The sequence below is a fragment of the Micromonospora sp. NPDC006431 genome (assembly GCF_042870725.1).
Classification (GTDB): Bacteria; Actinomycetota; Actinomycetes; order Mycobacteriales; family Micromonosporaceae; genus Micromonospora.
In genome coordinates this window covers 397,118-419,686 of record NZ_JBIAHQ010000002.1, presented here as the reverse complement: position 1 = coordinate 419,686, position 22,569 = coordinate 397,118, and the positions used below count along the sequence as shown (strand labels likewise).

General features: G+C 74.7%; 20 protein-coding genes. 8 read left to right on the top strand and 12 right to left on the bottom strand.

Annotated features, from left to right (window positions below):
- Window positions 1-16 precede the first annotated feature (16 nt).
- From ACFYM6_RS05465 to ACFYM6_RS05455, 3 genes are all read right to left on the bottom strand, one after another.
- Complete coding sequence (locus tag ACFYM6_RS05465) at window positions 17-1,162, bottom strand: site-2 protease family protein (protein WP_387272501.1); 1,146 nt, start codon at window positions 1,160-1,162, stop codon at window positions 17-19.
- A 63-nt stretch (window positions 1,163-1,225) separates the two neighbouring features.
- Window positions 1,226-2,074: an alpha/beta hydrolase gene (locus ACFYM6_RS05460; protein WP_387272499.1), complete on the bottom strand. Its 849-nt coding sequence runs from the start codon at window positions 2,072-2,074 to the stop codon at window positions 1,226-1,228.
- A gap of 56 nt (window positions 2,075-2,130) precedes the next feature.
- Window positions 2,131-2,853, bottom strand: a complete 723-nt coding sequence (locus ACFYM6_RS05455; protein WP_387272497.1) for a TetR/AcrR family transcriptional regulator — start codon at window positions 2,851-2,853, stop codon at window positions 2,131-2,133.
- 110 nt (window positions 2,854-2,963) lie between these two features.
- Between ACFYM6_RS05455 and ACFYM6_RS05450 the strand changes: the two genes are divergently transcribed.
- From ACFYM6_RS05450 to ACFYM6_RS05430, 5 genes are all read left to right on the top strand, one after another.
- The gene (locus ACFYM6_RS05450; RefSeq protein WP_387272495.1) at window positions 2,964-4,415 is read left to right on the top strand and encodes an MFS transporter; all 1,452 of its coding nucleotides are present in this window, start codon (window positions 2,964-2,966) and stop codon (window positions 4,413-4,415) included.
- Window positions 4,416-4,503: 88 nt separating this feature from the next.
- A complete protein-coding gene (locus ACFYM6_RS05445; RefSeq protein ID WP_387272493.1) occupies window positions 4,504-5,442 on the top strand; it encodes an ABC transporter ATP-binding protein in 939 nt (312 codons plus the stop codon).
- 1 nt (window position 5,443) lies between these two features.
- Window positions 5,444-6,247, top strand: a complete 804-nt coding sequence (locus tag ACFYM6_RS05440; RefSeq protein ID WP_387272491.1) for an ABC transporter permease — start codon at window positions 5,444-5,446, stop codon at window positions 6,245-6,247.
- A 33-nt stretch (window positions 6,248-6,280) separates the two neighbouring features.
- On the top strand, window positions 6,281-7,408 hold the full coding sequence (locus ACFYM6_RS05435; protein WP_387272489.1) for a sensor histidine kinase: 1,128 nt from the start codon (window positions 6,281-6,283) through the stop codon (window positions 7,406-7,408).
- A 73-nt stretch (window positions 7,409-7,481) separates the two neighbouring features.
- On the top strand, window positions 7,482-8,105 hold the full coding sequence (locus tag ACFYM6_RS05430; protein WP_387272487.1) for a response regulator: 624 nt from the start codon (window positions 7,482-7,484) through the stop codon (window positions 8,103-8,105).
- A gap of 6 nt (window positions 8,106-8,111) precedes the next feature.
- Here the strand turns inward: ACFYM6_RS05430 and ACFYM6_RS05425 are convergent, their stop codons facing one another.
- The 7 genes from ACFYM6_RS05425 to ACFYM6_RS05395 all read right to left on the bottom strand — a co-directional run bounded on the left by ACFYM6_RS05425 (window position 8,112) and on the right by ACFYM6_RS05395 (window position 16,653).
- On the bottom strand, window positions 8,112-9,035 hold the full coding sequence (locus ACFYM6_RS05425; protein ID WP_387272485.1) for a L,D-transpeptidase: 924 nt from the start codon (window positions 9,033-9,035) through the stop codon (window positions 8,112-8,114).
- 155 nt (window positions 9,036-9,190) lie between these two features.
- The gene (locus tag ACFYM6_RS05420) at window positions 9,191-10,690 is read right to left on the bottom strand and encodes an alpha-amylase family protein (RefSeq protein WP_387272484.1); all 1,500 of its coding nucleotides are present in this window, start codon (window positions 10,688-10,690) and stop codon (window positions 9,191-9,193) included.
- Between the two features lie 281 nt (window positions 10,691-10,971).
- Entirely contained in the window at window positions 10,972-12,258 is a 1,287-nt protein-coding gene (serS, locus tag ACFYM6_RS05415; RefSeq protein ID WP_387272482.1) for a serine--tRNA ligase, read from the bottom strand.
- Between the two features lie 480 nt (window positions 12,259-12,738).
- On the bottom strand, window positions 12,739-13,818 hold the full coding sequence (locus tag ACFYM6_RS05410; protein WP_387272808.1) for a MerR family transcriptional regulator: 1,080 nt from the start codon (window positions 13,816-13,818) through the stop codon (window positions 12,739-12,741).
- A 54-nt stretch (window positions 13,819-13,872) separates the two neighbouring features.
- Window positions 13,873-15,048 (bottom strand): saccharopine dehydrogenase family protein, encoded by a 1,176-nt coding sequence (locus ACFYM6_RS05405; protein WP_387272480.1) that lies wholly within the window; start codon window positions 15,046-15,048, stop codon window positions 13,873-13,875.
- Window positions 15,049-15,079: 31 nt separating this feature from the next.
- A complete protein-coding gene (locus tag ACFYM6_RS05400) occupies window positions 15,080-16,231 on the bottom strand; it encodes an alcohol dehydrogenase catalytic domain-containing protein (RefSeq protein WP_387272478.1) in 1,152 nt (383 codons plus the stop codon).
- Complete coding sequence (locus tag ACFYM6_RS05395) at window positions 16,228-16,653, bottom strand: hypothetical protein (RefSeq protein WP_387272806.1); 426 nt, start codon at window positions 16,651-16,653, stop codon at window positions 16,228-16,230. Before ACFYM6_RS05395 ends, ACFYM6_RS05400 begins: the two co-directional genes overlap by 4 nt.
- A gap of 190 nt (window positions 16,654-16,843) precedes the next feature.
- On the opposite strand from ACFYM6_RS05395, the gene ACFYM6_RS05390 reads away from it, so the two are divergent.
- Window positions 16,844-19,687 (top strand): LuxR C-terminal-related transcriptional regulator, encoded by a 2,844-nt coding sequence (locus tag ACFYM6_RS05390; protein WP_387272477.1) that lies wholly within the window; start codon window positions 16,844-16,846, stop codon window positions 19,685-19,687.
- Between the two features lie 74 nt (window positions 19,688-19,761).
- On the opposite strand, the gene ACFYM6_RS05385 is transcribed toward ACFYM6_RS05390, so the two are convergent.
- Both ACFYM6_RS05385 and ACFYM6_RS05380 read right to left on the bottom strand, forming a co-directional pair.
- Window positions 19,762-20,313, bottom strand: coding sequence for a DsbA family protein (locus ACFYM6_RS05385; RefSeq protein WP_387272475.1), 552 nt, complete (start codon window positions 20,311-20,313; stop codon window positions 19,762-19,764).
- Window positions 20,314-20,476: 163 nt separating this feature from the next.
- Complete coding sequence (locus tag ACFYM6_RS05380) at window positions 20,477-21,157, bottom strand: BON domain-containing protein (protein ID WP_387272473.1); 681 nt, start codon at window positions 21,155-21,157, stop codon at window positions 20,477-20,479.
- A 284-nt stretch (window positions 21,158-21,441) separates the two neighbouring features.
- Here ACFYM6_RS05380 and ACFYM6_RS05375 point away from each other — a divergent pair, with 284 nt between their 5' ends.
- Both ACFYM6_RS05375 and ACFYM6_RS05370 read left to right on the top strand, forming a co-directional pair.
- Entirely contained in the window at window positions 21,442-21,795 is a 354-nt protein-coding gene (locus ACFYM6_RS05375) for a hypothetical protein (RefSeq protein ID WP_387272471.1), read from the top strand.
- On the top strand, window positions 21,792-22,463 hold the full coding sequence (locus ACFYM6_RS05370) for a cellulose binding domain-containing protein (protein ID WP_387272469.1): 672 nt from the start codon (window positions 21,792-21,794) through the stop codon (window positions 22,461-22,463). The genes ACFYM6_RS05375 and ACFYM6_RS05370 overlap by 4 nt, the downstream gene beginning before the upstream one ends.
- Window positions 22,464-22,569 lie beyond the last annotated feature (106 nt).

Here is a 22,569-nt window from a genome sequence, read left to right as displayed (position 1 = left end):
GTCTCCAGCGCTGGTTTCAGCCGGCGCGCCCACCGGTCATCTGCTCGCGCATGCTGCCGCGCTGCACGGCCCGGCTGATGTCGCTGGGCGAGACGATGCCGACCAGCCGCTGGTCGGACACCACCAGGGCCCGGCCGTCGGCGCACTGGTTGAGCCGGGGGAGCAGGTCGGTGAGCTGCTCGTCCGGGGAGGCGAGCACCAGTTCCCCGGCCCGGCAGGACACCTCGCCCAGGGTGGTCGACTCGCGGCGGTCGGCCGGGATGCCCCGGACCCGGTCGAGGGTCACCAGGCCGACCGGGTGGCCGTCCTCGGTCAGCGGCAGCGCCGAGTGCCGGTATGCGAAGAGGTAGTGGTCCACGAAGTCCGCGACGGTCATCTCCCCGGAGGCGGTCTGCGGTTGCGGGGTCATCACGTCGGCGACGCGTACCCCGCGCAGGGCGCTGCCCATCCGGGCCTGGCGCTCCTCTGCTCCGGCGGCCCCGATCAGGAACCAGCCGATCAGCGCCAGCCAGAGCCCGCCCACCCCGGCGCCCCGGAAGAACTGCCAGATCCCGACGGCGATCAGCACGATGCCGAGCCCCCAGCCGGCCCGGGCGGCCACCACCGACGCCTTCGTCCGGTCGCCGGTGGCTCGCCACACCACCGCACGCAACAGCCGTCCGCCGTCGAGCGGCGCGGCCGGCAGCACGTTGAAGATCGCCAGCAGCACGTTGATGCCGGCCAGCCAGGACAGCGCGCCGACCAGCAGGCCGCGCCCGGTGGCGAGCGACACGAGCAACGCGATCACCCCGAAGAAGATGCCGATCAGCAGGCTGACCAGTGGCCCGACCCCGGCGATCCGCAGTTCGGCACCGGGGTCCCGGGCCTCGCCCTTCAGCTTGGACACCCCGCCGAAGAGCCAGAGCGTGATGTCCTCGACCTCGATCCCGTTGCGCTTGGCGATCACCGCGTGCGCCACCTCGTGCGCGAGCAGGCCGAGGAAGAAGACCACCGCCGCGGCCAGCCCCGCCAGCCAGTACGCGAAGGCCGAATGGCCGGGGTAGGAGCGCGGGAACAGACTGGCCGACAGCGCCCAGGCGATCAGCACGAAGATGACCAGGACGCTCCAGTTGACCCCGATCGGTACACCCGCGATCCGGCCAAGCCGGAAGCTCGCCCTCATGGCTCGGTCATACCCCTGACGAGAGCACCTATGCCAGCAGGGGACGTCCCGAGGTTGTTGAGCTCAGTGCGGGGGAGCCTCGCTGACCACGGTCGGCGAGAACTGGTTGGCCGCCTCGACCGCCCACTCCAGCGCGTAGTCGGCCTCCTCCTCCCAGCCCGGCTCGCCGCCGACGAAGTGCGACCGGTGGGGGTTGCAGCGGAATCCGGTGAGCGCGGTCGAGCCCCGGTAGAGGTTGACGTTGGCGACGACCACCGACGGCGGCACCACGTGGTCGGCGCCCCCGGCCGTCAGCAGCAGCGGGGGGCGGTTCTCCCGCCTCTTGTCCACCTCGGTGACCGCGTCCGGGTCCAGGTTGGCGAACGCCGCCTCGAACAGGACGCGGCCGGCGCCGGGTACGGCGTACCGCTCCCAGGCCCGGTCCGAGTCCTCCGGGCTCAGCGTGTTGCCGAAGGCGAACCGGAAGTCCTCCCTGGTGAACGGCACCGCGCGGTTTCGGTTCGCGGGGCTGCGCAGGATGGAGAACGCTGAGCGCAGCGTGTTGAGCGGCAGCCGGAGCACGCCCTTGACCGGGGCGGGATGCAGGGCGACCCCGGCGGCGCCGAGCTTGCGGTCGAGCAGCAGTTGCGTGATCAGGCCGCCGAACGAGTGCCCCATGATGATCGGCGGCCGGGGCTGGTCCCGGACGATCCGGGCGTAGTGGTCGGTGATGTCGGCGATCCGCTGCCCGGCGATCGGGGCGGGGTCGGCCCGCAGCTCCTCGACCTCGCCCTCCATGCCGGGCCACGCCGGCGTGAGCACGCGGAAGCCGCGGGCCCGGTACCGGTCGGCCCAGTGTTCCCAACTGCGAGCGGTCATCCAGAGCCCGTGGATCAGCACGATCGTGTCGACCCGTCCCGTCGGTGCCGCCATGGTGACCTCCCGGTGTCGCGGTTGCCCGGCCCGGCGGTTACCCGGCCCGGCGGCGGTCAGTCACCGGTCCGGACATGCCCGGCGACGCCGCGGATCAGCAGGTCCAGGCCGAAGGCGAAGCGCTCGTCGCCGCCGCCGGCCAGCAGCTCGTCCACGTGCCGGTGGATGTTCGGGTACGACTCCGCGGGCAGGCTCAGGTAGTAGCTCCGCAACTGGGCGGAAAACCGATTCCAGTAGGTCGCCGGGTCCTGCCCGGACGCGCGGATCTTCTCCGCGTACAGGGCGCCCTCGTAGGCGTCCCCGGCGATGTACAGGAAGAGCCGGTCGAGGAACCAGGCGGCCTGCGGGGGCGGCACGCCGCCGGCGAGCAGGATGGCGAGCATGCCCTCGGTGACGCGCAGCGCGTTCGGGCCGCTGGGGATGGTGGCCAGCGAGGCGAGGGCCAGGTTGGTGTGGGTGGCGTAGACCCGGTACGCCTGCCGGGCCACGTCCCCGATCTGCTCCGCCCACCGCTCGGGGTCCGGCGCCGGTACGGAGATGTCGGCGCTGGCCCGGTCGACGAGCAACTCGAGCAGCTCCTCCTTGCCGGAGACGTGGGCGTAGAGCGAGGCCGGGCCGGTGCCGAGCTCCTGGGCCACCCGCCGCATGCTCAGCCCGCCCAGCCCCTCCCGGTTGATCACCGCGAGCGCGGCGTCGACGACCGCGCCCTGGCTCAGCGGCTGCTTCGCGGGGCGGGTCCTGGGGCGGGTACGCCAGGGCGGGCTGGGCGGTTCGCTCACGGATGACCTCCAGATCCGGGGGGACCCGAACATCGTACTTGCCGCGAACACCGTTCGTTGATAGAACACTGTTCGTCAACGAACGGCGTTCGCTCGTTGTGGGAGTATCGATGTCGCATCAGGCCATGACCCTCGCGCCCGACCGCGCCGGGCCGGCGGAGACCGGTCACCGCTGGCGCTGGGCAGCCCTGGCGGTGATCCTCGCCGCCGAGGTGATGGACCTCCTCGACGCCCTCGTCACCAACCTCGCCGGCCCGGCGATCCGCGCCGACCTGGGCGGGTCGACCAGCCTGATCCAGTGGCTCGGCGCCGGCTACACCCTGGCCATGGCCGTCGGTCTGGTCACCGGCGGCCGCCTCGGCGACCTGTACGGCCGCCGCCGGATGTTCCTGCTCGGGGTGCTCGGCTTCACCGCCGCCTCCGCGCTGTGTGCCCTGTCCGGCACCCCGGGCACCCTGATCGGCGCCCGGGTCGCGCAGGGGCTCTTCGGGGCGCTGCTACTGCCGCAGGGCCTCGGTCTGATCAAGGAAATGTTCCCGCCGCACCAGCTCGCCGCCGCCTTCGGCGCGTTCGGCCCGGTGATGGGGATCTCGGCGGTCGGCGGCCCGATCCTCGCCGGCTGGCTGGTCGACGCCGACCTCGCCGGCACCGGCTGGCGGGCCATCTTCCTGATCAACGTGCCGCTCGGCCTGCTCGCCGCCGCCGGCGCGCTGCGGTTCCTGCCGGAGTCCCGCGCCAGCCGCGCCAGCCGGCTCGACCTGCCCGGCGTCGGGCTGGTCTCACTCGCCGCGTTCCTGCTGGTCTACCCGCTGGTCCAGGGCCGGGAGCGGGACTGGCCGGCGTGGACCTTCGCCATGATGGCCGGCGCGGTCGCCGTCTTCGCCCTCTTCGCCTGGTACGAGGTGCGGCGCGCGCGGTCCGGCCGGGACCCCCTCGTGGTGCCGGCACTGTTCCACCGCCGCGCGTTCACCGGCGGCCTGGTCGCCGGCCTCGCCTTCTTCACCGCACTGACCGGTTTCTCGCTGGTCTTCAGCCTCTACCTCCAGGTCGGGCTGGGCTGGTCGCCGCTGCGCGCCGGGCTGGCCGGCGTCCCCCAGGCGCTCGGCATGGTGGTCGCCTTCGTGCTCGCCGGCGCCGGCCTCGCCCAGCGCCTGGGCCGGCGGCTGATCCACGTCGGCCTCGCCGTGGTCGTCGCGGGGGTCGCCGGCCTGCTGCTCACCCTGGCCGCGACCGGCAGCACGGTCGGCCCGTGGCGGATGGCACCCGCCCTGCTGGCCGTCGGCTTCGGCATGGGGCTGGTGATGGCGCCGTTCTTCGACATCGTGCTCTCCGGGGTGGCGGAGTCCGAGACCGGCTCGGCCTCGGGGACGCTCACCGCCGTCCAGCAACTCGGCGGGGCGCTCGGCGTCGCCGTGCTGGGCACGGTCTTCTTCAGCGGTCTCGACCACGGCGTCCAGCCGGCCGTGGAGATCACCCTGGGCGCGGAGCTGGGCCTGCTGGTGGTCACCTTCGTCGGCGCGTTCCTGCTGCCGCGCCGGGCCCGCGAGGGCGGCGCGCACTGACCGCTGTCCACCGCCCTGACAAATGTCACGGGTGGAAGATGACGGACGCTCCGGGGACGGCCCAGCCGTTCCCCGGAGCATCGTTGTCATGACCGACATTCCACCGGCCGTCGAGCTGGCCGGACTCACCAAGACCTTCGGCCCGGTGACCGCCGTCGACGGGCTCAGCCTCCGCGTCGAGCCGGGCGAGGTGGTGGCCTTCCTCGGCCCCAACGGCGCCGGCAAGACCACCACCGTGGACATGCTGCTCGGGCTGGCCCGCCCGGACGCCGGCACCGTCCGGGTCTTCGGCGGCACGCCGTCCGACGCCATCCGGCTCGGCCGGGTCGCCGCCGTGATGCAGACCGGCGGCCTGCTCAAGGACCTCACCGTCGCCGAGACGGTACGGCTGACCGCGCACTTCCACGCGCAGCCCCGTCCGGTGGCGGAGGTGCTCGAGCGGGCCGGCATCGCCGGCATCGCCGACCGTGCGGTGGGCAAGTGCTCCGGCGGCCAGCAGCAGCGGCTGCGCTTCGCCCTGGCGCTGCTGCCGGATCCCGACCTGATGGTGCTCGACGAGCCGACCACCGGGATGGACGTCGAGGGGCGGCGGGACTTCTGGCAGGCCATCCGGGCCGACGCCCGGAACGGGCGGACCATCATCTTCGCCACCCACTACCTCGACGAGGCCGACGCGTACGCGGACCGGATCGTGCTGGTCCGGCAGGGCCGGGTGGTCGCCGACGGCACCACCGCCGAGATCAAGAACCTGGCCGCCGGCCGGATCGTCCGGGCCACCCTCCCCGGCGCCGACCAGGCCGCGCTCGCCGCGCTCCCCGGCGTCCAGGCGGTCGAGGTACGCGGTGACGCGGTGCTGGTGCGGACCGACGACTCGGACACCGTCGCCCGGCACCTGCTCACCCGCACCGCCGCGCGGGACCTCGAGATCACCTCCCGCAACCTCGAGGACGCTTTCCTCGCCCTCACCACCGACACCCGCGCCGCCGACACCCTGACCGCCGATTCCGCGCAGCCCATCGGAGCCTGAGATGACCGTCGCCGCCTCGTCCACCACCACGCCGGCCCGGCCCGTCGACCGCCGTCCGCCTGCCCTGGGCGGGTTCTCCACCGCCGTGCTCGGCATCGAGATCCGCCGCGTGCTGCGCAACCGCCGTACGCTGATGTTCACACTGGTCATGCCGGCGGTCTTCTTCCTGCTGTTCGGGCTGCCCCAGCGCGGCGAGGAGCTGCCCAACGGCCGCCCGGTCACCGGCTGGATCATGATCAGTCTCGCCGTGTACGCGGCCATGGTCGCCACCACCAGCGCGGGAGCGGCGGTCGCCACCGAGCGGGCGCTGGGCTGGAGCCGCCAGCTCCGGCTCACCCCGCTGCGCCCGGCCGCGTACGTGGCGATCAAGGTGGCCACCGCGATGGTGCTCGGCCTGGCCGGCGTGCTGGTCGAGTTCGCGGTCGGTGCCGTCGCCGGCGTCCGCCTGCCGGCCGACATCTGGCTGCTCTCCGGGCTGGCCGCCTGGGCGGGTTCGCTGGTCTTCGCCGCCTTCGGGCTCTTCGTCGGCTACCTCGCCCCGGCCGAGAACGTCATGCAGTTCATGGGTCCGGTCCTGGCCATCCTGGCCATGTTCGGCGGGCTCTTCGTCCCGCTCGAGATGCTGCCGCACGCTTTCCAGGAGATCGCCAAGTTCACCCCGGTGTACGGCGTCGGTCAGCTCGCTCGGGCTCCGCTGACCGGGGACGGCCTGGACTGGGCGTCGGTCGCCAACCTGGTCGCCTGGACGGCGGTGTTCGGCCTCGGCGCGGCCCGGCTGTTCCGCCGCGACACCAGCCGCGTCTGACCCGTCCCCAGGGCGGAGGTTAGCGTGTTCGTCGTGAACCTGCCGTCGGAACGCAGCCAGCCGAGGACCCACTGGCGGGTCACCGGCTGGCTGCTTGCCGCCGTCTGGCTCTTCTTCCTCAACATCCCGCTGCTCACCGCCCTGCACCAGCCCGAGGTCTGGCGTCGGGTGCTGGGCGCGTCCACCCTGGTCGCCTTCGGCGTGAGCTACGTGTGCGTCTTCCAGTGGGCGCGGAACCGTCGGCAGGCGCACCTGGGCGTCCCGCGCGGCCGGGCCTGGGCGGCCCTGGCGCTGCTGCTCGGGCTCGGGCTGGCCGGCATCCCCGGCACCTCGGGAGACTGGCTCACCACACTCGTCTTCGTCGCGGCGGCGGCGGTGTTCCTGCTGCCGACGCGCGAGGCGGTCGTGGTGGTCCTCCTCGCCGCGGTGACCCCGCCGGTCACGGCCGCCCTGGTGCCCGGTTGGGAGGCCGAGAACACTGTGGCGTTCGCCGTCCTGCTCGCCTCGTTCGCCATGTTCGGGGTGAGTCGGCTGGCCCAGCGCAACGCCGAACTCCAGGCCGCCCAGCAGGAGATCCGCCGGCTCGCGGTGGCCGAGGAGCGGGCCCGCACAGCCCGCGACCTGCACGACATCCTCGGCCACTCGCTGACCGTGGTGACGGTCAAGGCGGAGCTGGCCGGGCGGCTGCTGGAGCTGGATCCGGCCCGGGCCGCCGCCGAGATCGCCGACGTGGAGCGGCTGGCCCGGCAGGCCCTCGCGGACGTGCGGGGCACCGTCGGGGCGTACCGCGAGGTGCGCCTGACGACGGAGCTGGCCGGCGCCCGTTCGGCGCTCGCCGCCGCGGGCATCGTCGCGGAGCTGCCGGAGACGGTGCCGGCGCTGCCGGCGGAGCGGGACGAACTGTTCGGCTGGACCGTACGCGAGGGGGTGACGAACGTGGTCCGGCACAGCGGCGCGCGGCGGTGCGAGGTCCGGGTGGACGGCTCGGCCGTGGAGGTCCGCGACGACGGCCGGGGGCCGGTCCGGGAGCCCGGCGCGGCCGGGCACGGGCTGGTCGGGCTGCGCGAGCGGGCACGGCGACTGGACGCCACGGTCACGGTTGGCCGTCGCCCCGGCGGACGCGGCTTCCTGCTGCGGGTCGCCCTGCCGGCGGAGTCCTGATGGGCGGCGGGTTCGCGATGGACGACCGGGTTGCGACGGGTGGCGGCCGGGCCCGGGTGCGGAGGACGCGCGAATGACCGAGCCGATCAAGCTGCTGCTCGCCGACGACCAGGCGCTGGTCCGGGGCGCGCTGGCCGCGCTGCTGTCGCTGGAGCCGGACCTGACGGTCGTCGCCGAGGTGGGCCGGGGCGACGAGGTGGTCGCGGAGGCCCGGCGTACCCGACCCGACGTGGCCCTGCTCGACGTGGAGATGCCCGGCCTGGACGGGATCGCCGCCACCGCCGCGCTGCGGGCGGCGGTGCCCGGCTGCCGGGTGCTGGTGGTGACCACCTTCGGCCGGCCCGGCTACCTGCGCCGGGCGATGGAGGCGGGCGCGAACGGCTTCGTGGTCAAGGACACCCCGGCCCGGCAGCTCGCCGACGCGGTGCGCCGGGTGCACGCCGGCCTGCGGGTGGTCGACCCGACCCTGGCCGCGGAGACCCTCGCCACCGGGCCGAGCCCGCTGACCGAGCGGGAGACCGAGGTGCTGCGGACCGCCCGGGGCGGCGGCACGGTGGCGGAGCTGGCGGCGACGCTGCACCTGTCCGAGGGGACGGTCCGCAACCACCTCTCCGCGGCGATCGGCAAGACCGGCGCCCGCAACCGGGCCGACGCGGTGCGGGTCGCCGAGGAGAACGGCTGGCTGCTCGGCGAGTGAGCCGGCTCAGGCGGCCGGTGGCGGGGTGGCGAGCTGGTCGACCACCACGACGCTGGTGCCGGCGGGCAGTTCGGCGAGGAGCTGACGCTGGCCGCTGCGGGTCAACCGGATGCAGCCGTTGGTGACGTCCTTGCCGAGCGTCGCGTCGGTGTACCAGCTGTGCAGTCCGATGTGGGCGCCGCGTAGCCCGGTCGGCACCGCGTCGGGGTCGTCGGGGATCGCGCCGAGGGCGAAGATGTCGACTTTGCCGTAGACCGACTGGGGCGGGGGCGTGCGGCCGAGGATGAAGGTGCGGCCGAGCGGGGTGGACTGGCCGGGCTTGCCGAGGCTGACCGCCCAGGAGCGGACCACCCGGCCGTTCCGGTACCAGGTGAGCCGGTGCGAGCTGCGTTCCACGACAAGCTGGTCGGGCAGCCCGACGGTGGTCCAGCCGCCGGCCGGCAGCCAGGCGATCCGGCGGTTCGCCGAGGGGAGCAGCACGGCGGTCCAGCCGGCCCGGCGCTCGACGATCGGCGTGGTCAGCGGGACGCCGCTGATGGTGGGGGCGAGGAAGGCCAGCGGCCGGCCACCGAGCGCGTCGTACGCGGCGACCCGCCGGCTCGGCGTCAGCCCCTCGCTCAGCGGCCGGAGGTCGCCCGTGCCGGGGTCGGCCGGGAACCCGACGGGGGCCGGCTCGTACGTGACCACCGGCAGATCGGCCGGAGCGGGCGCCGCCGGCGGCACGGACTCCGCCGCCGTCCGGGTCGGGGCGGGCGGCTCCGTCGGAGTGTCGACCGGCGCGACGCCGCCCGGCGCGCCGGCCGGCGTGGGGGCCGGGCTGCCGGTGAGCGCGTACCCGACCAGCAGCGCGGTCACCAGCAGCAGCGGTACGCCGAGCGCGGCGAGCAGCCAGCCGAGGGTCCAGCGCGAGGTGAGTCGACGAAGCAGCATGAACCCGACTTTAATGGACAGAAGTCCCCCGCTCCGCGAATGGCGGTGCGGGGGACTCCGGTGCGGCGCGGACCGGCGGGTCGGCGTCGCGGGTGGCGGGTCGACGTCGCGGGTGGCGGGTCGGCGTCGCGGGTCGGCGCCGCGGGTGGCGACGGTCAGGGCAGCTTCGCCCCGACGTGGATGGCGACCGCGTCGTGGGCGGGGATGTCGGCGGCGAACCAGCCGTTGCCGTCCACCGTGATCACCGGCCCGCTGCATGAGCCGTTGCTGAAGTCGCCGTGGATGACGTCGCAGTAGCGGCCGGCCGGCAGGCCCGCGTAGTACGAGCGACCGGTGATCGCGAAATCCTCGTCGTTGACGGTGAGATAGCCCTTGCCGGCCCGGCTGAACGCGATGTGCTGCCAGCCGTTGTCGTACCAGTTGGCGACGCCGGCGCCCTGGGTGGCGTTGTTGAAGGCGACCATGTTGGCGATGACCCGCCAGCGGTGCTCGCACTCCCAGCCCGAGTAGCAGGTGGTGTTGAGGGTCTTGTTGCCGGCGTCCGAGGGCGGGCCCTGGTCCCGGTTGCTGTATGTGAAGCTGGACATCACCGCCGGGGTGCCGTACGGCCAGGCCAGCATGAAGGCGTTGGCCAGGGCGTACTCGCCCCGGTCCCGGTAGGTCAGCACGCCGCCGTCGCGCTGGGTGTCGTGGTTGTCGGTGAAGACCACCGCCTGGCTGCCGGGCAGGTAGCCCCACGACTCGCCGAAGTTCCGCAGGTACGCCAGCCGCTCGCTGTTGAACATCCGGGCCAGGTCCTTGCCGTACCGGAACTCGTGCACGTCGCCGTTGCCGGTGTACTCGGTCGGCTGGATCGGCTCCCCGGCGCCGTAGATGACCTCCTGCACGAGATACGCCGAGCGGGAGAGCTTGCTCTTGATCGCGGCGATGTCGGCGGCCGGCATGTGCTTGCTGGCGTCCAGCCGGAACCCGTCCACGCCGAGCGAGAGCAGGTCGTTCAGGTACGTGGCCAGCCGGGTGCGCACGTAGTCCGACTCGGTCTTGAGGTCGGCCAGGTTGACCAGCTCGCAGTTCTGCACCTCGTACCGGTCGTTGTAGTTGACGATGTCGTTGTTGCCGTTGCGGCCGCAGTAGTGGAAGTCCTGCGAGCCGTAGTTGACCGGGTAGCTGTAGTGGCCGTACGTGGTGCCGGCCCAGCCGGTGCCGCCGTTGTCCTGGCCGGACATGTGGTTGACGACGGCGTCGACGAGCACCTTCACGCCGGCGTTGTGGCAGGTGTTCACCATCGCCTGGAACTCGGCGCGGGTGCCCTTGCGGGACTCGATCCGGTAGCTCACCGGCTGGTAGGCGACCCACCACTGATTGCCGCGGACGTGTTCCTGCGGCGGGGAGACCTGAACGTAGCCGTAGCCCTTGGGGCCGAGCACGGTGGTGCACTCGTTGGCCACCGAGTTCCAGTTCCACTCGAAGAGCTGGACGATGACCTTCTTGCTGCCGGGGGTGGCCGCAGTGGCCGGGGGTGCGGCCGGGCCGGCCGGGACGAGCAGGCCGGCGGTCAGGCCGAGGGCGAGGGCCGCCGCGACGGTGCCAGATCGCGGCGCGGCGTCAGACGCGCCGGGCTGGAGCCGTCGTTGCCGGCATCGGCGTCGATGCATCGGGACTCCTGAGGGGTGCGGGGGAGGAGGCCGATGCCGTCACCTTGCAGGCTCGGCCTGAAATTTTCGGCAAGGTTACAAGCGTGTTGCAAGACCTGTCAACGTATGGACATACGTCGTTGCGAATCGTGCCACGCACGCCGTCGAGGAGCGGTCAAGGTCTGCCCGGAACTCGCGCTGCGCCTGGTGAAGGCCGAGTAGCCGACGCGGAGGTCACGGCGTACTCGGGTTGCGGCGGCGGAGGTCGGTGGGCCCGACCCCCGCCGCCGGTCGCCAGCGGGTCAGCGGACCGGGGTGAGGCGGTCGGTGCCGAGCCGGTCGCGGAGCACCTCGGGCACCAGCACCGAGCCGTCGGGCTGCTGGAACTGCTCCAGGATGGCCGGGAAGAGCCGGCTGGTGGCCAGCGCCGAGCCGTTGAGCGTGTGCACGAACCGGGTCTGCTTGCCGCCCGGCTCCCGGTAGCGGATGGCCGCCCGGCGGGCCTGGTAGTCACCGCCCCAGGAAACCGACGACACCTCCTTGTACTTGCCGGTGCTCGGCATCCAGACCTCGACGTCGAAGGTCTTCTTCATCGCGGCGCTCGCGTCGCCGGCCGCGAGCAGGCTGGTCTGGTAGTGCAGCCCGAGCTTCTCGACCAGGCTCTCCACGTGGGCGACCATCTCCGTCAGCGCGGTGTCCGCCTGCTCGGGCAGGGTGAACTGGAAGATCTCCACCTTGTTGAACTGGTGGCCACGGACCGTGCCGCGCTCGTCGGAGTGCGAGCCGGCGGCCTCCCGGCGGTAGCACGGGGTGTAGGCGAACGCCTTCAGCGGCAGCTTCGCGGTGTCCAGGATCTCGTCCTGGAACGCCCCGAGGATCGCCGTCTCGGCCGTGGGCAACAGGAACTGGCCGCGCGGGGCGGACTGCTTGTCCAGGTGGTAGACGTCGTCGTAGAACTTGGGGAACTGGCCGGCGGCGAACCCGGCGCTGTCCAGCAGCAGGTGCGGCGGGAGCAGGAACTCGTACCCGGCCTGGATGTCCTGGTCGATCAGCCAGTTGAGCAGCGCCCACTCCAGCCGGGCGCCCATGCCGGTGTACATCCAGAAGCCGGAGCCGCCGAGCTTCACGCCCCGCTCGTGGTCGACTAGGCCCAGCGCCCGGGACAGCTCGACGTGGTCCCGGACCTGCTCGATCGCCGGCGGCTCGCCGAAGGTCTTGACGACCCGGTTGGCCTCCTTGCCGCCGGGGACGACGTCGTCGGCGGGCAGGTTGGGCAGCTCGCTCATCCGCTCGCGCAGCCGGGACTGCACCTCGTCCAGCTGGGACTCCAGCTCGGCGAGCTGCTTGCGCTCGGCCTCCGGCGCAACCGGCTCCGGCTCCTTGCCGGCCCGCTTCGCCTGCGCGTACGCCCGCGCCTCCGCCTTGCGGCGCTGCCGCTCGGCGTCGATCTCGCTGATCAGGGCGCGGCGTTCCTGGTCGAGCCGCTGGATCTCGTCCAGCGCCCGGTTGACCTCGGCGGGATCCAGACGCTTCGCCAGCGCGGTCGCCACCGCCTCGCGATCCTTCCGGATCAACTCCATGTCGAGCATGCTGCTCCGTACGCCTCCGTCCAGGCAGTCAGGTGGGACCCCCAGATGCTACCGTCGCGCCCCCGTGCGGCCGGCCCGGGCCGGGCGGCGCCGGTCGGGATCGACCCGCCGCGGCCGCTGCGGCGTCGGTGGCTGGCCGACGCCCGGTTGGTGGCGGTGAGTGATCCGGCGGCTGCCGGCCGTCGGCGTGACGGTGCGTGACAGGCGCCGACCGCCGGGACCAGCCGTTTGGGCGCTCCTTCGCTCCGAAAGCCGCGTGACCTGGTCATCTTCCGGGAGACGCCGCGCGCCCCGACCCACCCCGCCCGCTCCTTTGCTCTGCAGCCAGGGACGCAGCGGGCAACGCTGGGTGCCTGCTGCGCCGATGGCTGCAGAGCAAAGGCGGGAGCGAGGGTGGTGCGGTGGTGGAGGCAGAATCACCCAGAGTGAGCGGCGTGCGGGTCGACGTTCGGGCGTGGTGCCGGGCGGATCAAGGGGCGGTCAGAGCCGGATCGGCATGAGGATGGAGAACGCGTCCGCGTCGTCCGGGCGGCGTACGGCCAGCGGGGCGATCGGGCCGTCCAGCTCCAGCACGAGCTGACCGCGGTCCCCGGCGTCCAGGGCGTCGAGCAGGTACTCCCGGTTCACCCCGACGCGCACCGCGGCCGGGTCCGCCGCCTCGTCCGGCCGGACCACGCGCAGCCCGCCCCGGTCGTCCAAACCGAGCACGGTCACCTCGACGGCTACCCCGGCGTACTCGCGGAGCAGCAGTGGGACGTCGTCGGCGGTGAGCGCGCCGCGCAGCGCGACCACGTCGACCGGGATCCGGTACGCGGGCGCGCCGCCGACCTGGCCGTGCAGCAGCCGGCGGTAGTCCGGGAAGTCGTACGGCAGCGCCGCGGCGGCCATCGCGCGGCCGGCGACGGAGACTTCGACCCGGTCCGCGGCGACGGTGAGGTGCGCCTCCGGGGTGATCCCGACGCCGGTGTCGAGCAGCGTGCGCAATTCGTCGACCGCGTCCGCCGGGAGCAGCGCCCGGACCTCCGGACCGTCGACCTTTCCGCCCGCCCGGGCCACGGCCAGCCGGTGCCGGTCGGTGGCGACCAGCCGTACGCCGTCCGCCTCCACCTCCAGCAGCACGGCGGACAGCACCGGCAGGTCCGGGTCGCTGCCGACGGCGAACCGGACGGCATCGACGGCGGCGGCCAGGTCGGCGCGGGGCAGCACGAGACGGGTGGTCATGGGGATCTCCTCGGGATCGATCAGGGTACGGATCCGGGAGAGCTCACGGCGGGCGTCGGCGAGGCCGTCCTCCAGCCGCCGCAGGTGCGCGTCCAGCAGCCGGTGGACCAGCGCCGGCTCGTGCCGGTGCCGCAGCGCGTCGGCGATCCCGGCCAGCGGCATCCCCACCCGGCGCAGCCCCGCGACCAGCCGGGCCGGCGCGATCTGGTCGTCGCTGTACCAGCGGTAGCCGGTGGCCGGGTCGACCAGCGCCGGGACCAGCACGCCGGACCGGTCGTAGAACCGCAGCGCGCTCACCGTGAGGCCGCTGGTCCGGGCCAGCTCGCCGATGCTGCGCAGTTCACTCTCCACGCCGCCGGATCCTGGGCCCTCAACCCGCTCGAGGGTCAAGTCTCACCGCTCCAGTACGCGGAAGGTGATGCCGGCGCGGGACAGCCGGTCCAGCAGGGCGTCGCCCATCGCGGTCACCGTGGTCACCTGCCCGGCGGTGGGCGGCAGGTCGTCGAACGCCAGGCACAGGGCCGACTCGGCGAGCATCTTCGCGGTCTCGTCGTACCCCGGGTCGCCGCCGGCCACCTCGGTGTGCACCGTCCGGCCGCCGCCGGTGCCGACGAACCGGACCCGGAACCAGGACTTCGCCCGCTGCTCGGCGCTCGGCCCCTGCCCGGAGGAGAGCCGGCCGAGCAGCCAGCGCCGGGTCGGTGGCAGCTTCACCAGCCCGAGCAGGCCGGCCAGGCCCACCCCGGCGGCGAGGACGGTGGGCAGCCGCTTCACGGCGGCGAAGTGGCGGTAGCGGAAGTCCGGGCCGTACTCCGGGCGGGCGGCGGCCGACCGGCGGACGATCTGCGGGTCGATGGTGGGCAGCGGTACCGCCCACATGCCGACCTCGGCCGACCGGCCCACCTTCCCCGGTACGGCGCGGACCCGACGCCCCGCCGGCCGGGGTTCGACCGCCTTGCGCGCCCGCGCCGCCCGGCTCGTCTCCCCGGTGCGGGACAGCGCGGTCAGCGCCGAGTGGTACGTCCCGGCGGAGAAGCGCCCGCCGGCCCGGACGAAGCCGTCCACGGCGACCGGCCCGTCCGTGGCGAGCTGTCTGACGGTGAACCAGGCGCCCAGGTCGTGCGGGGTCGAGTCGAAGCCGCAGGCGTGCACCAGGCGGGCGCCGGTGCGCACCGCCTCGGCGTGGTACCGGACGTACATCAGGTCGACGAACTCCGGCTCGCCGGTGATGTCGACGTAGTCGGTGCCGGCGGCGGCGCACGCCGCGACCAGCGGCTCCCCGTGGTGGATGTACGGGCCGACGGTGGTGGCGACGACCCGGCCGCGCTCCGCGACGGCGCGTAGCGACGCCGGGTCGGTGGCGTCGGCGGTCAGCAGCGGCAGCTCGGCCAGGCCTGCGTCGATCGCGGCCAGCCGGTCCCGTACCGCGGCCAGCTTGCCCGGGTTGCGGCCGGCCAGCGCCCACCGCAGCCCCGACGGGGCGTGCCGGGCCAGATACTCGGCGGTCAGCCCGCCGGTGAACCCGGTGGCGCCGAAGAGGACGAGGTCGTACGGCCGGTCGTCGCGCATCCGCCGAGTGTGCCATCCGCCGCCGTCCGGCTCACGGGGAGAAGACCGCCCGGACGCAGCCGTCGGCACGCTCGCGGAACAGCGCGTAGCCGTCCGCGGCGCGCTCCAGCGGCAACCGATGGGTGGCCAGGTGCTCGGTTCGCAGCTCGTCGCGGGCCATCCGGTCCAGCAGCATCGGGATCCAGCGCTGCCCGTGCTGCCGGGCGCTGCGGACGGTCAGCCCCTTCTGCATCACCGCGCCGAGCGGGAACGTGTCGACGACCCCGGTCCAGGTGCCGAGCACCACCACCGTGCCGGCCTTGCGGCAGGCGTGCACCGCCTCGCGCAACGCCAGCGACCGCTCCGCGCCGCCACCGAGCCGGCCGGCGAGCAGCCCCGGCGGCTCGGCCGCCATGCCGACCGCCTCCACGCACACGTCCGGGCCCCGGCCGCCGCTGCGTTCCCGCAGCTCGGCGAGGACGTCCACGAAGCGGTAGTTGAGCGGTTCCGCGCCGACGTGCTGCTCCACCATCCGCAGCCGGTCGTCGTGGTCGTCCACCACGACGACCCGGTCCGCGCCGTGTAGCAGCGCCGCCCCGGCGGTGAGCTGGCCGACCGCTCCCGCGCCCCACACCGCCACCACGTCACCCGGCCGCACCTCGCCCAGCTCGGCGCCCAGCCAGCCGGTCGGCGCGGCGTCCGAGGCGAAGACCGCCCGGTCGTCGCTGACCGCCTCCGGCACGGCGAACGCCCCGACGTCGGCGTACGGCACCCGCACGTACTCGGCGTGGCTGCCGGCGAAGCCACCCAGCGGGCCGGGGTGGCCGTAGCAGCCGCCGGTGGGCTGGCCCCAGGCCGACTCGGCCGCCGACGCGCCGGTGGTGCCGTTGTCGCAGCAGGCGAAGAGCCCCTGCCGGCAGAACCAGCAGGCCCCGCAGGCGATCCCGGCGCACACCACCACCCGGTCGGCGACCCGGTGTCGGCGCACCTCCGGCCCGACCTCGACCACGTCGCCGAGGAACTCGTGCCCGAGCACGTCCCCGGCGGCCAGGTACGGGATCCGCCCGGCGAGCAGCGGCAGGTCCGCGCCGCAGGTCGCGCTCCGTCGTACCCGGACGATCATGTCGTGGGCGTTGCGCAGCTCCGGGTCGGGGACCTCGCGGACCGCCAGCGCGTTGGGGCCCTCCCAGCAGAGGGCCCTCACCCGGGCACCCCGGGGCGGTCCCAGCGCGAGCGGTCCGCCCGCAGCACCTCACCGGTCTCCGCGAGCTGCTTGGCCTCCCGCAGGGCCTGCCGGATGAACCGGCCGGGATCGTCGCCGACCAGGTGGGCGACCATCCCGCGCAGGCCCGGCGCGTTGCCGAGCAGCCGGGCGGCCAGCTCGGTGCCGCGCCCGCCGGGCGCCGGGCGGGCGTACAGCTCCACGGCGCCGTAGAGCCGGCGCAGCGGCTCCGGCCACCGGCCGCGCGGCAGCACCTCCTCGGGCCGGCCGGCCACGGTCACCACCTGCCAGCGCCCGGGCCGTGGGTCGGTGCCGGCCGCGTGCGGCCAGCGCTCCCGCCGGCGTACGACCAGCGTGCGCGCGGCCCTCGCCACCTTGCTCCCGCCACCGGCCAGCCGTCCCATCCGTGCCACGGGCCCCTCCCGTCGTCGCGGGTCGTCGGGCGGCCGGTCACGCGCGGCCGGCCGCCCGCGTGTCTCGAGCGTGCGGCCGGGGCGGGTGAAGCGGGTTCGCCCCGAAGGGGTGAACCGGTCCGGGCCGGGTAACCGCTGCCCGCACCGACCGGGGGAGCGGACGCGACGGGGGAGGGGCCGCATGCCGGAGGAGGCTGACCACGTCGAGGTCGCCGAGACGCCGGGGGACGTCACGGTGCCGGCGGGCCCGGCGCCGTCCCGGGGCGCCGGGCCGGTGACCGGCGCGGACCCGGCTGCCCTCCCGCCGCTGCTGGCCTCCCGGCTCGCCCCGGCCGCCCTGCCCGAGCCGGTGCTGGTCCGGCCCCGGTTGCTGGACCGGCTGGCGCAGGGGGTCGCGGCGCCGGTGACCCTGGTCTCCGGGCCGGCCGGCTGGGGCAAGACCACCCTGCTCGCCTCGTGGGCGCGGGCGGTCGGCGACGAGCCGCCGACGGCCTGGGTGACCGTGGAGGAGGGCGACACCGGGACGCGGCTCTGGTCGTACCTGGCGGCCGCGTTGCGGGCCGCCGCGGAGGGCGTCCCGGACGAGGGTCCACAGCCGCCGGTGCCGGACCGCCCGCCCCGCCCGGACCAGCTCGAACTGCTCGCCGCGGCGCTCGCCGCCCGGGAACGCCCGGTGCGGCTGGTCCTGGACGATCTGCACCGGATCACCGACCCCGGCGCGCTGACCGGGCTGGAGTTCCTGCTGCGGCACGCCGAGGGGCGGCTGCGGCTGGTGGTCGGCGCGCGGTTCGACCCGCCGCTGGCCCTGCACCGGTGGCGGTTGGCCGGGGAGCTGACCGAGGTCGGCCCGGACGAGCTGGCCTTCACCGCCGAGGAGGTGGCCGACCTGCTGGTCGCGCACGGGGTGCCGCTGCCCGCCGCGGCGGTGCCCCGGCTCCACGAGCGGACCGGTGGCTGGCCGGCCGGGCTGCGCTTCGCCGCGCTCGCGTTGCGCGCCCAGGCCGATCCGGCCCGGGCGGTCGAGCGGTTCACCGGTGACCAGCCGGACGTCGCCGGGTACCTGCGCGACGAGGTGCTCGCCCCGCTGCACCCGGCCGCCCGGGACGTGCTGCGGCGCACTGCGATCGCCACCGCCGTGTGCGCCGACCTGGCCGAGGCGGTGACCGGGCGGAGCGACGCCGGGCAGGTGCTCGCCGACCTGTCCCGGGTGGGCGGCTTCCTCCAGCACGACGGGGGTAGCCCGCCCTGGTACCGGTGCCATCCACTGCTGGCCGACCTGCTCCGCGACGAACTGGGCCGGCTCCCCGCAGAGGAGCTGCGAGACCTGCACCTGCGCGCCGCCGGCTGGTACGGGGACCACGACCGGCCGGCCGAGGCGCTGCGGCACGCGCTGGCCGCGGGCGAGTGGAACCGGGCCACCGAGCTGCTGATCGCCCGGTGGCCGGAGCTGGCCCCGTACGACCGGGACCGGCCGGCCGCCCCGGCGCCGCCCGAGCCGCCCGCCGAGGCGGTACGCCGGGACCCGGAGCTGGCGCTGGCCTGCGCCGCCGAGCGGGCGTACGACGGTGACGTCGATGCGGCGGCCGGGTACCTGCGGCGCGCCGTGGACCAGGCGGGTGCGTTGCCCGAACCGCGCCGGGACCGGTTCCGGCGGTTGGCCACCGCACTGGAGCTGACCCTGGCCCGGCTCGCCGGTGACCACGCCGAGGTACGCCGGGCCGCCGCCCGGCTGCTCGCCACCCGTACCGCCGTCGGCCCCGGGGACGACCCGCGGGCCGGGGCCGGTGAGGACGCCGACGCCGGGGCGGTGGCCGGCACCGCGCTCGGGCTGGTGGGGCTGGCCGAGGGGGAGTTGCCGGTCGCCGCCGAGCGGTTTACCGCGGCGCTGGACGCGGCCCGGCGGGCGGGACGGCCGCGTACGGAGCTGGTTTGCGCCAGCCGGTCCGCGCTGCTGACGGCGGCCCGGGGCGGGTTGCGGGCAGCCGAACGGACCGCGCGGGAGGCGCTGGCGATGCCGCCCTGCCAGGGCTGGTCGTGCCGGCTGGACTGCGGGCACGCGTACCTCGCGCTGGCCCTGGTGGCGTGGCACCGCGACGAACCGGCGGAGGCGGCGGCGAACCTGACGCTCGCGGGACCGGCCACCACGGCGCCGGGCGCGGCCGCGCTGGCCGCGCTCTGCCGGGCCGAGCTGCTGGCCGCGGACGGCGAGCCGGCCGCCGCCCTGCGGATCCTCGCCGAGGCCCGGGAGGTGTCGCCCGGCCGGGAGTTGACCGCCGCGCTGACCGCCGCCGAGGCACAGCTCCGCGCCGCCGTCGGCGACGTGGACAGCGCCCGCGCCCTGCTCAGCGACGCGCTGCGGGCTGCCACCGAGGCGGGGTCCGCCGACGCGCTGCCGTCGGAGCGGGCGGACGACGGCGCCGGGTCCGGCGGGGAGGTGGCGGCGCTGGGGGTGGCACTGGCCCGGGTGGAGCTGCGGGCGGGGGACCGGCGGGCGGCCGGGCGGGCGCTGCCCGACTGGTCCGGGCCGCAGGCGGAGTCGTGGCCGCTGCCGGTCCGGCTCGCGGCCGGCGTGCTCGACGCGGTCCTGGCCCACGACAGCGGCGACGACCGGCGGGCCGGGCGGGTCCTGGAGCAGGTGCTCGACCTGGCCGAGCCGGACGGCTACCGGCGGGTCTTCACGCGCGCCGAGCCGGGCGTACGCGACCTGCTCGCCGCCCACCTGGACTCGGGCACGGCGCACTGGGCGACGGTGAGCGACCTGGTACGTGGGGCGGACGAGCGGCGCTCCGTCGAGCCGCCGGAGCGTCCGGGTGGGCCGGAGCGCGCGCTGGACGAGCCGCTCACCGAGCGCGAGCTGACCATCCTGCGCTATTTGCAGAGCATCCTGTCCAACGTGGAGATCGCCAGCGAGCTGTCGCTGTCGGTCAACACGGTGAAGACCCACGTCCGCAACATCTACCGCAAGCTCGATGCGACCCGCCGCCGCGAGGCCGTCCGCCGAGCCCGCGAACTCCGCTTGATCTGACGCGCCCTCGTGCACGGAGAGAGTGCCCACCCGGCCGGGAATGGGCACTCGTTCCGTGAATTCCGTCGCCCTTGTCAGGGGGTGGCGGCGGCGTCGACCGCGGCCAGCAGTTCGGCGACGTCGTAGCCGCCCTCGTGGCGGACATCGTTGACGAAGAGCGTCGGGGTGCCGGTCACCCCGCTGCGGATGCCGCCGACGAAGTCCCGCCGGACCCGGTCGGCGTGGGCCTGCCCGCCCACCTCCGTGTCCACGTCGTCGGGCGGGAGCCCGAGCTGCTCGACGCCGAGCGACAGGTGCACCGGGTCGAGCTGGTCCTGGTGCTGGTAGAGCCAGTCGTGCATCTCCCAGAACCGCCCCCGCCGGCCGGCGGCCTCGGCCGCCTCCGCCGCGCTCTCGGCGTATGGATGGACGTTGGCGATGGGGAAGTGCCGGTAGACCAGCCGGACGGTGTCGCCGCGCTGGCGCAGCACCTCGGCCAGGTTCGCGTACGCGGCCCCGCAGAACCGGCACTGGTAGTCGCCGTACTCGACGATGGTGACCGCCGCGTCGGCCGGCCCCCGGGCGTGGTCCGTCTCGGTCACCGGGAGGCGCAACCGGGCGCTGGTGACCTGCAGTGGCGTCGTCATCGATCCGCCTCCGGCCGCCGCAGGATCCGCCCGGCCGGGATCGCCGGCCGAGGGTACCCGGACGCGCGGCGCCCGGGCGTGATCAACCCGTTCGGATCAGTCATGGTTCCCAGCCTCGTCCGCGACGGGGTGAGCCGGGCTCACCCGGCCCGGGTCATTCGCCTCATGGCGATACGGCCACGTGGTTGTGCACCTCCCGGATGCCCGGGGCCGACCAGACGACCCGCTCGATCTCCTCGCGTTCTGGGATCGAACGGACCAGGCCCTCCAGGACCGCCTCGTCGCCGCCGTGGATTCGGACGCTGATCCGCTCCACCTCGGTGGCGCCGTTGCGGGCGAGCGCGTCCACGATCCGCTCGGCCAGGTCCCGCGCGTCGGTGCGGGTGCCGGGCCGGACGGTGATCCCGTTGCTCACCCCGCGTACGCCGGTGAGCCGGCCGACCGCCCGCTCGGCGGCCCGGCGCTGGTACTCCCACTCGACCTGGCCGTGCAGGGTGACCCAGCCGTCGGTGACCGTCACGTCCAGCGCCTCGACCGGCACGAACGCGTCCCACTCCAGGGCCCGGGTGGCGGCGGTGGCGATCTCCGGGTCGCTCTTCTCGGCGGCGGTGGCGATCCGCACGGCGAGGTCGTTGGCGACGGCCCGTACCCGGGACACCCGGTGCGCGGCCCGCTCGGCGGCCCACTTCTTGGCGTAGCTGTCCACCCAGCCGGTCAACGTCACCACCCCCTCGGTGACGGTCACCCCGATCTCGTTGGGGCGTACCCGGGGCTCCCAGGTCAGCTCGTCGAGGACGTCGGACTGGATGTCCTGGTCGGTCCGCATGATCGTCCCTGCGGCCATCGGTGCACTCCCTCCCGGATCGGTTCGCGGCGCGGCGGTGCCCGGCACGGATCCGCGCCGGCTCCGATGGTGGCCGCTCCCCGGGTGACCTGCCCTCACCCGAACCGAATGAACCGAGTTGTTTGGGAGCGCTTCCAAATCTGGCGAGGCAACGGTTAGGGTGAATGTCCCTCGGCTGCGGGAGCCAGCACGCCGACGGGGAGCCCGGGCAGCTCCCCGACCCGACGTCGGCCTGGTCGTCCGTCGACCGCCGGCACCCCGCAGGCAACCGAGAGGAACCGCCCATGCGCAGAAGTCTCGCCGGCGTGGCCGCCGCCGCGCTGGCCGCCACCGCGGCGGCCGTCGCCGTGCAGTTCACCGCCGCACCCGCCACCCCGGCCGCCGCCGCGGCGGCCGAGCCGTACAGCTGGAAGAACGTCCGGATCGACGGCGGCGGCTTCGTCCCCGGCATCATCTTCAACCAGACCGAGAAGAACCTGATCTACGCGCGCACCGACATCGGTGGGGCCTACCGCTGGGAGCAGTCCACCCAGTCCTGGACGCCGCTGCTGGACTGGGTGGGCGACGACGCGGGCTGTGGCACTCCACCGACTCCGGCGCGAGCTTCACCAGGCTGGCCGACGTCAGCTCGGCGGTGAACGTGGGCTTCGGCAAGGCGGCCCCCGGGCAGGGGTACCCGGCGCTGTTCACCATCGGCACCGTCGACGGGACGCCCGGGGTCTACCGCTCGGACAACGCCGGCGCCGGCTGGGTGCGGATCAACGACGACCAGCACCAGTACGGCAACGCCGGCGAGGCGCTGACCGGCGATCCGCGGGTCTACGGCCGGGTCTACCTCGGCACCAACGGCCGGGGCATCCTGGTGGCGGACCGGCTCGGCGGCACCCCCAGCCCGACGCCGACCACGCCCACCCCGACGCCCACGTCACCCAGCCCGACGCCGACCTCGCCGAGCCCGACCCCGACCAGTCCGGCGCCGACCACGCCGAACCCGGCCGGCGGCTGCACGGCGACGTACCGGGTGACCAACTCGTGGGCGGGCGGCTTCCAGGGTGAGGTGACGGTCCGCAACAACGGCTCGCCGACCAGCGCCTGGTCGGTGGCCTGGAACTTCGCCGACGGGCAGCGGATCGCCCAGCTGTGGGGCGGGACGTACACCCAGAACGGCACCCTCGTGGTGGTCGGGGACGCCGGCTACAACGCCGCCCTCGGCACCGGGGCCAGCACCACCTTCGGGTTCCTCGCCAGCTGGACCGGCACCAACCCGGTGCCGGCGTTGACCTGCACCGCGATCGTCGCCCGCTGACCGGGCCGCGCGGTGGCCGTCCCGTCCGCGGGGCGGTCACCGCCGCATCCGGGGCCCGCGCCGTGGTCGATCTTGGTGAGTAGGCTCGGCCTCCCGGACCCGTGAC

Coding starts and splice junctions, on each gene's coding strand:
- ACFYM6_RS05465 (WP_387272501.1), bottom strand. CDS start 1,162: ATGAGGGCGAGCTTCCGGCTTGGCCGGATCGCGGGTGTACCGATCGGG.
- ACFYM6_RS05460 (WP_387272499.1), bottom strand. CDS start 2,074: ATGGCGGCACCGACGGGACGGGTCGACACGATCGTGCTGATCCACGGG.
- ACFYM6_RS05450 (WP_387272495.1), top strand. CDS start 2,964: ATGTCGCATCAGGCCATGACCCTCGCGCCCGACCGCGCCGGGCCGGCG.
- ACFYM6_RS05445 (WP_387272493.1), top strand. CDS start 4,504: ATGACCGACATTCCACCGGCCGTCGAGCTGGCCGGACTCACCAAGACC.
- ACFYM6_RS05440 (WP_387272491.1), top strand. CDS start 5,444: ATGACCGTCGCCGCCTCGTCCACCACCACGCCGGCCCGGCCCGTCGAC.
- ACFYM6_RS05430 (WP_387272487.1), top strand. CDS start 7,482: ATGACCGAGCCGATCAAGCTGCTGCTCGCCGACGACCAGGCGCTGGTC.
- ACFYM6_RS05425 (WP_387272485.1), bottom strand. CDS start 9,035: ATGCTGCTTCGTCGACTCACCTCGCGCTGGACCCTCGGCTGGCTGCTC.
- ACFYM6_RS05420 (WP_387272484.1), bottom strand. CDS start 10,690: ATGCATCGACGCCGATGCCGGCAACGACGGCTCCAGCCCGGCGCGTCT.
- serS (WP_387272482.1), bottom strand. CDS start 12,258: ATGCTCGACATGGAGTTGATCCGGAAGGATCGCGAGGCGGTGGCGACC.
- ACFYM6_RS05405 (WP_387272480.1), bottom strand. CDS start 15,048: ATGCGCGACGACCGGCCGTACGACCTCGTCCTCTTCGGCGCCACCGGG.
- ACFYM6_RS05395 (WP_387272806.1), bottom strand. CDS start 16,653: ATGGGACGGCTGGCCGGTGGCGGGAGCAAGGTGGCGAGGGCCGCGCGC.
- ACFYM6_RS05390 (WP_387272477.1), top strand. CDS start 16,844: ATGCCGGAGGAGGCTGACCACGTCGAGGTCGCCGAGACGCCGGGGGAC.
- ACFYM6_RS05385 (WP_387272475.1), bottom strand. CDS start 20,313: ATGACGACGCCACTGCAGGTCACCAGCGCCCGGTTGCGCCTCCCGGTG.
- ACFYM6_RS05380 (WP_387272473.1), bottom strand. CDS start 21,157: ATGGCCGCAGGGACGATCATGCGGACCGACCAGGACATCCAGTCCGAC.
- ACFYM6_RS05375 (WP_387272471.1), top strand. CDS start 21,442: ATGCGCAGAAGTCTCGCCGGCGTGGCCGCCGCCGCGCTGGCCGCCACC.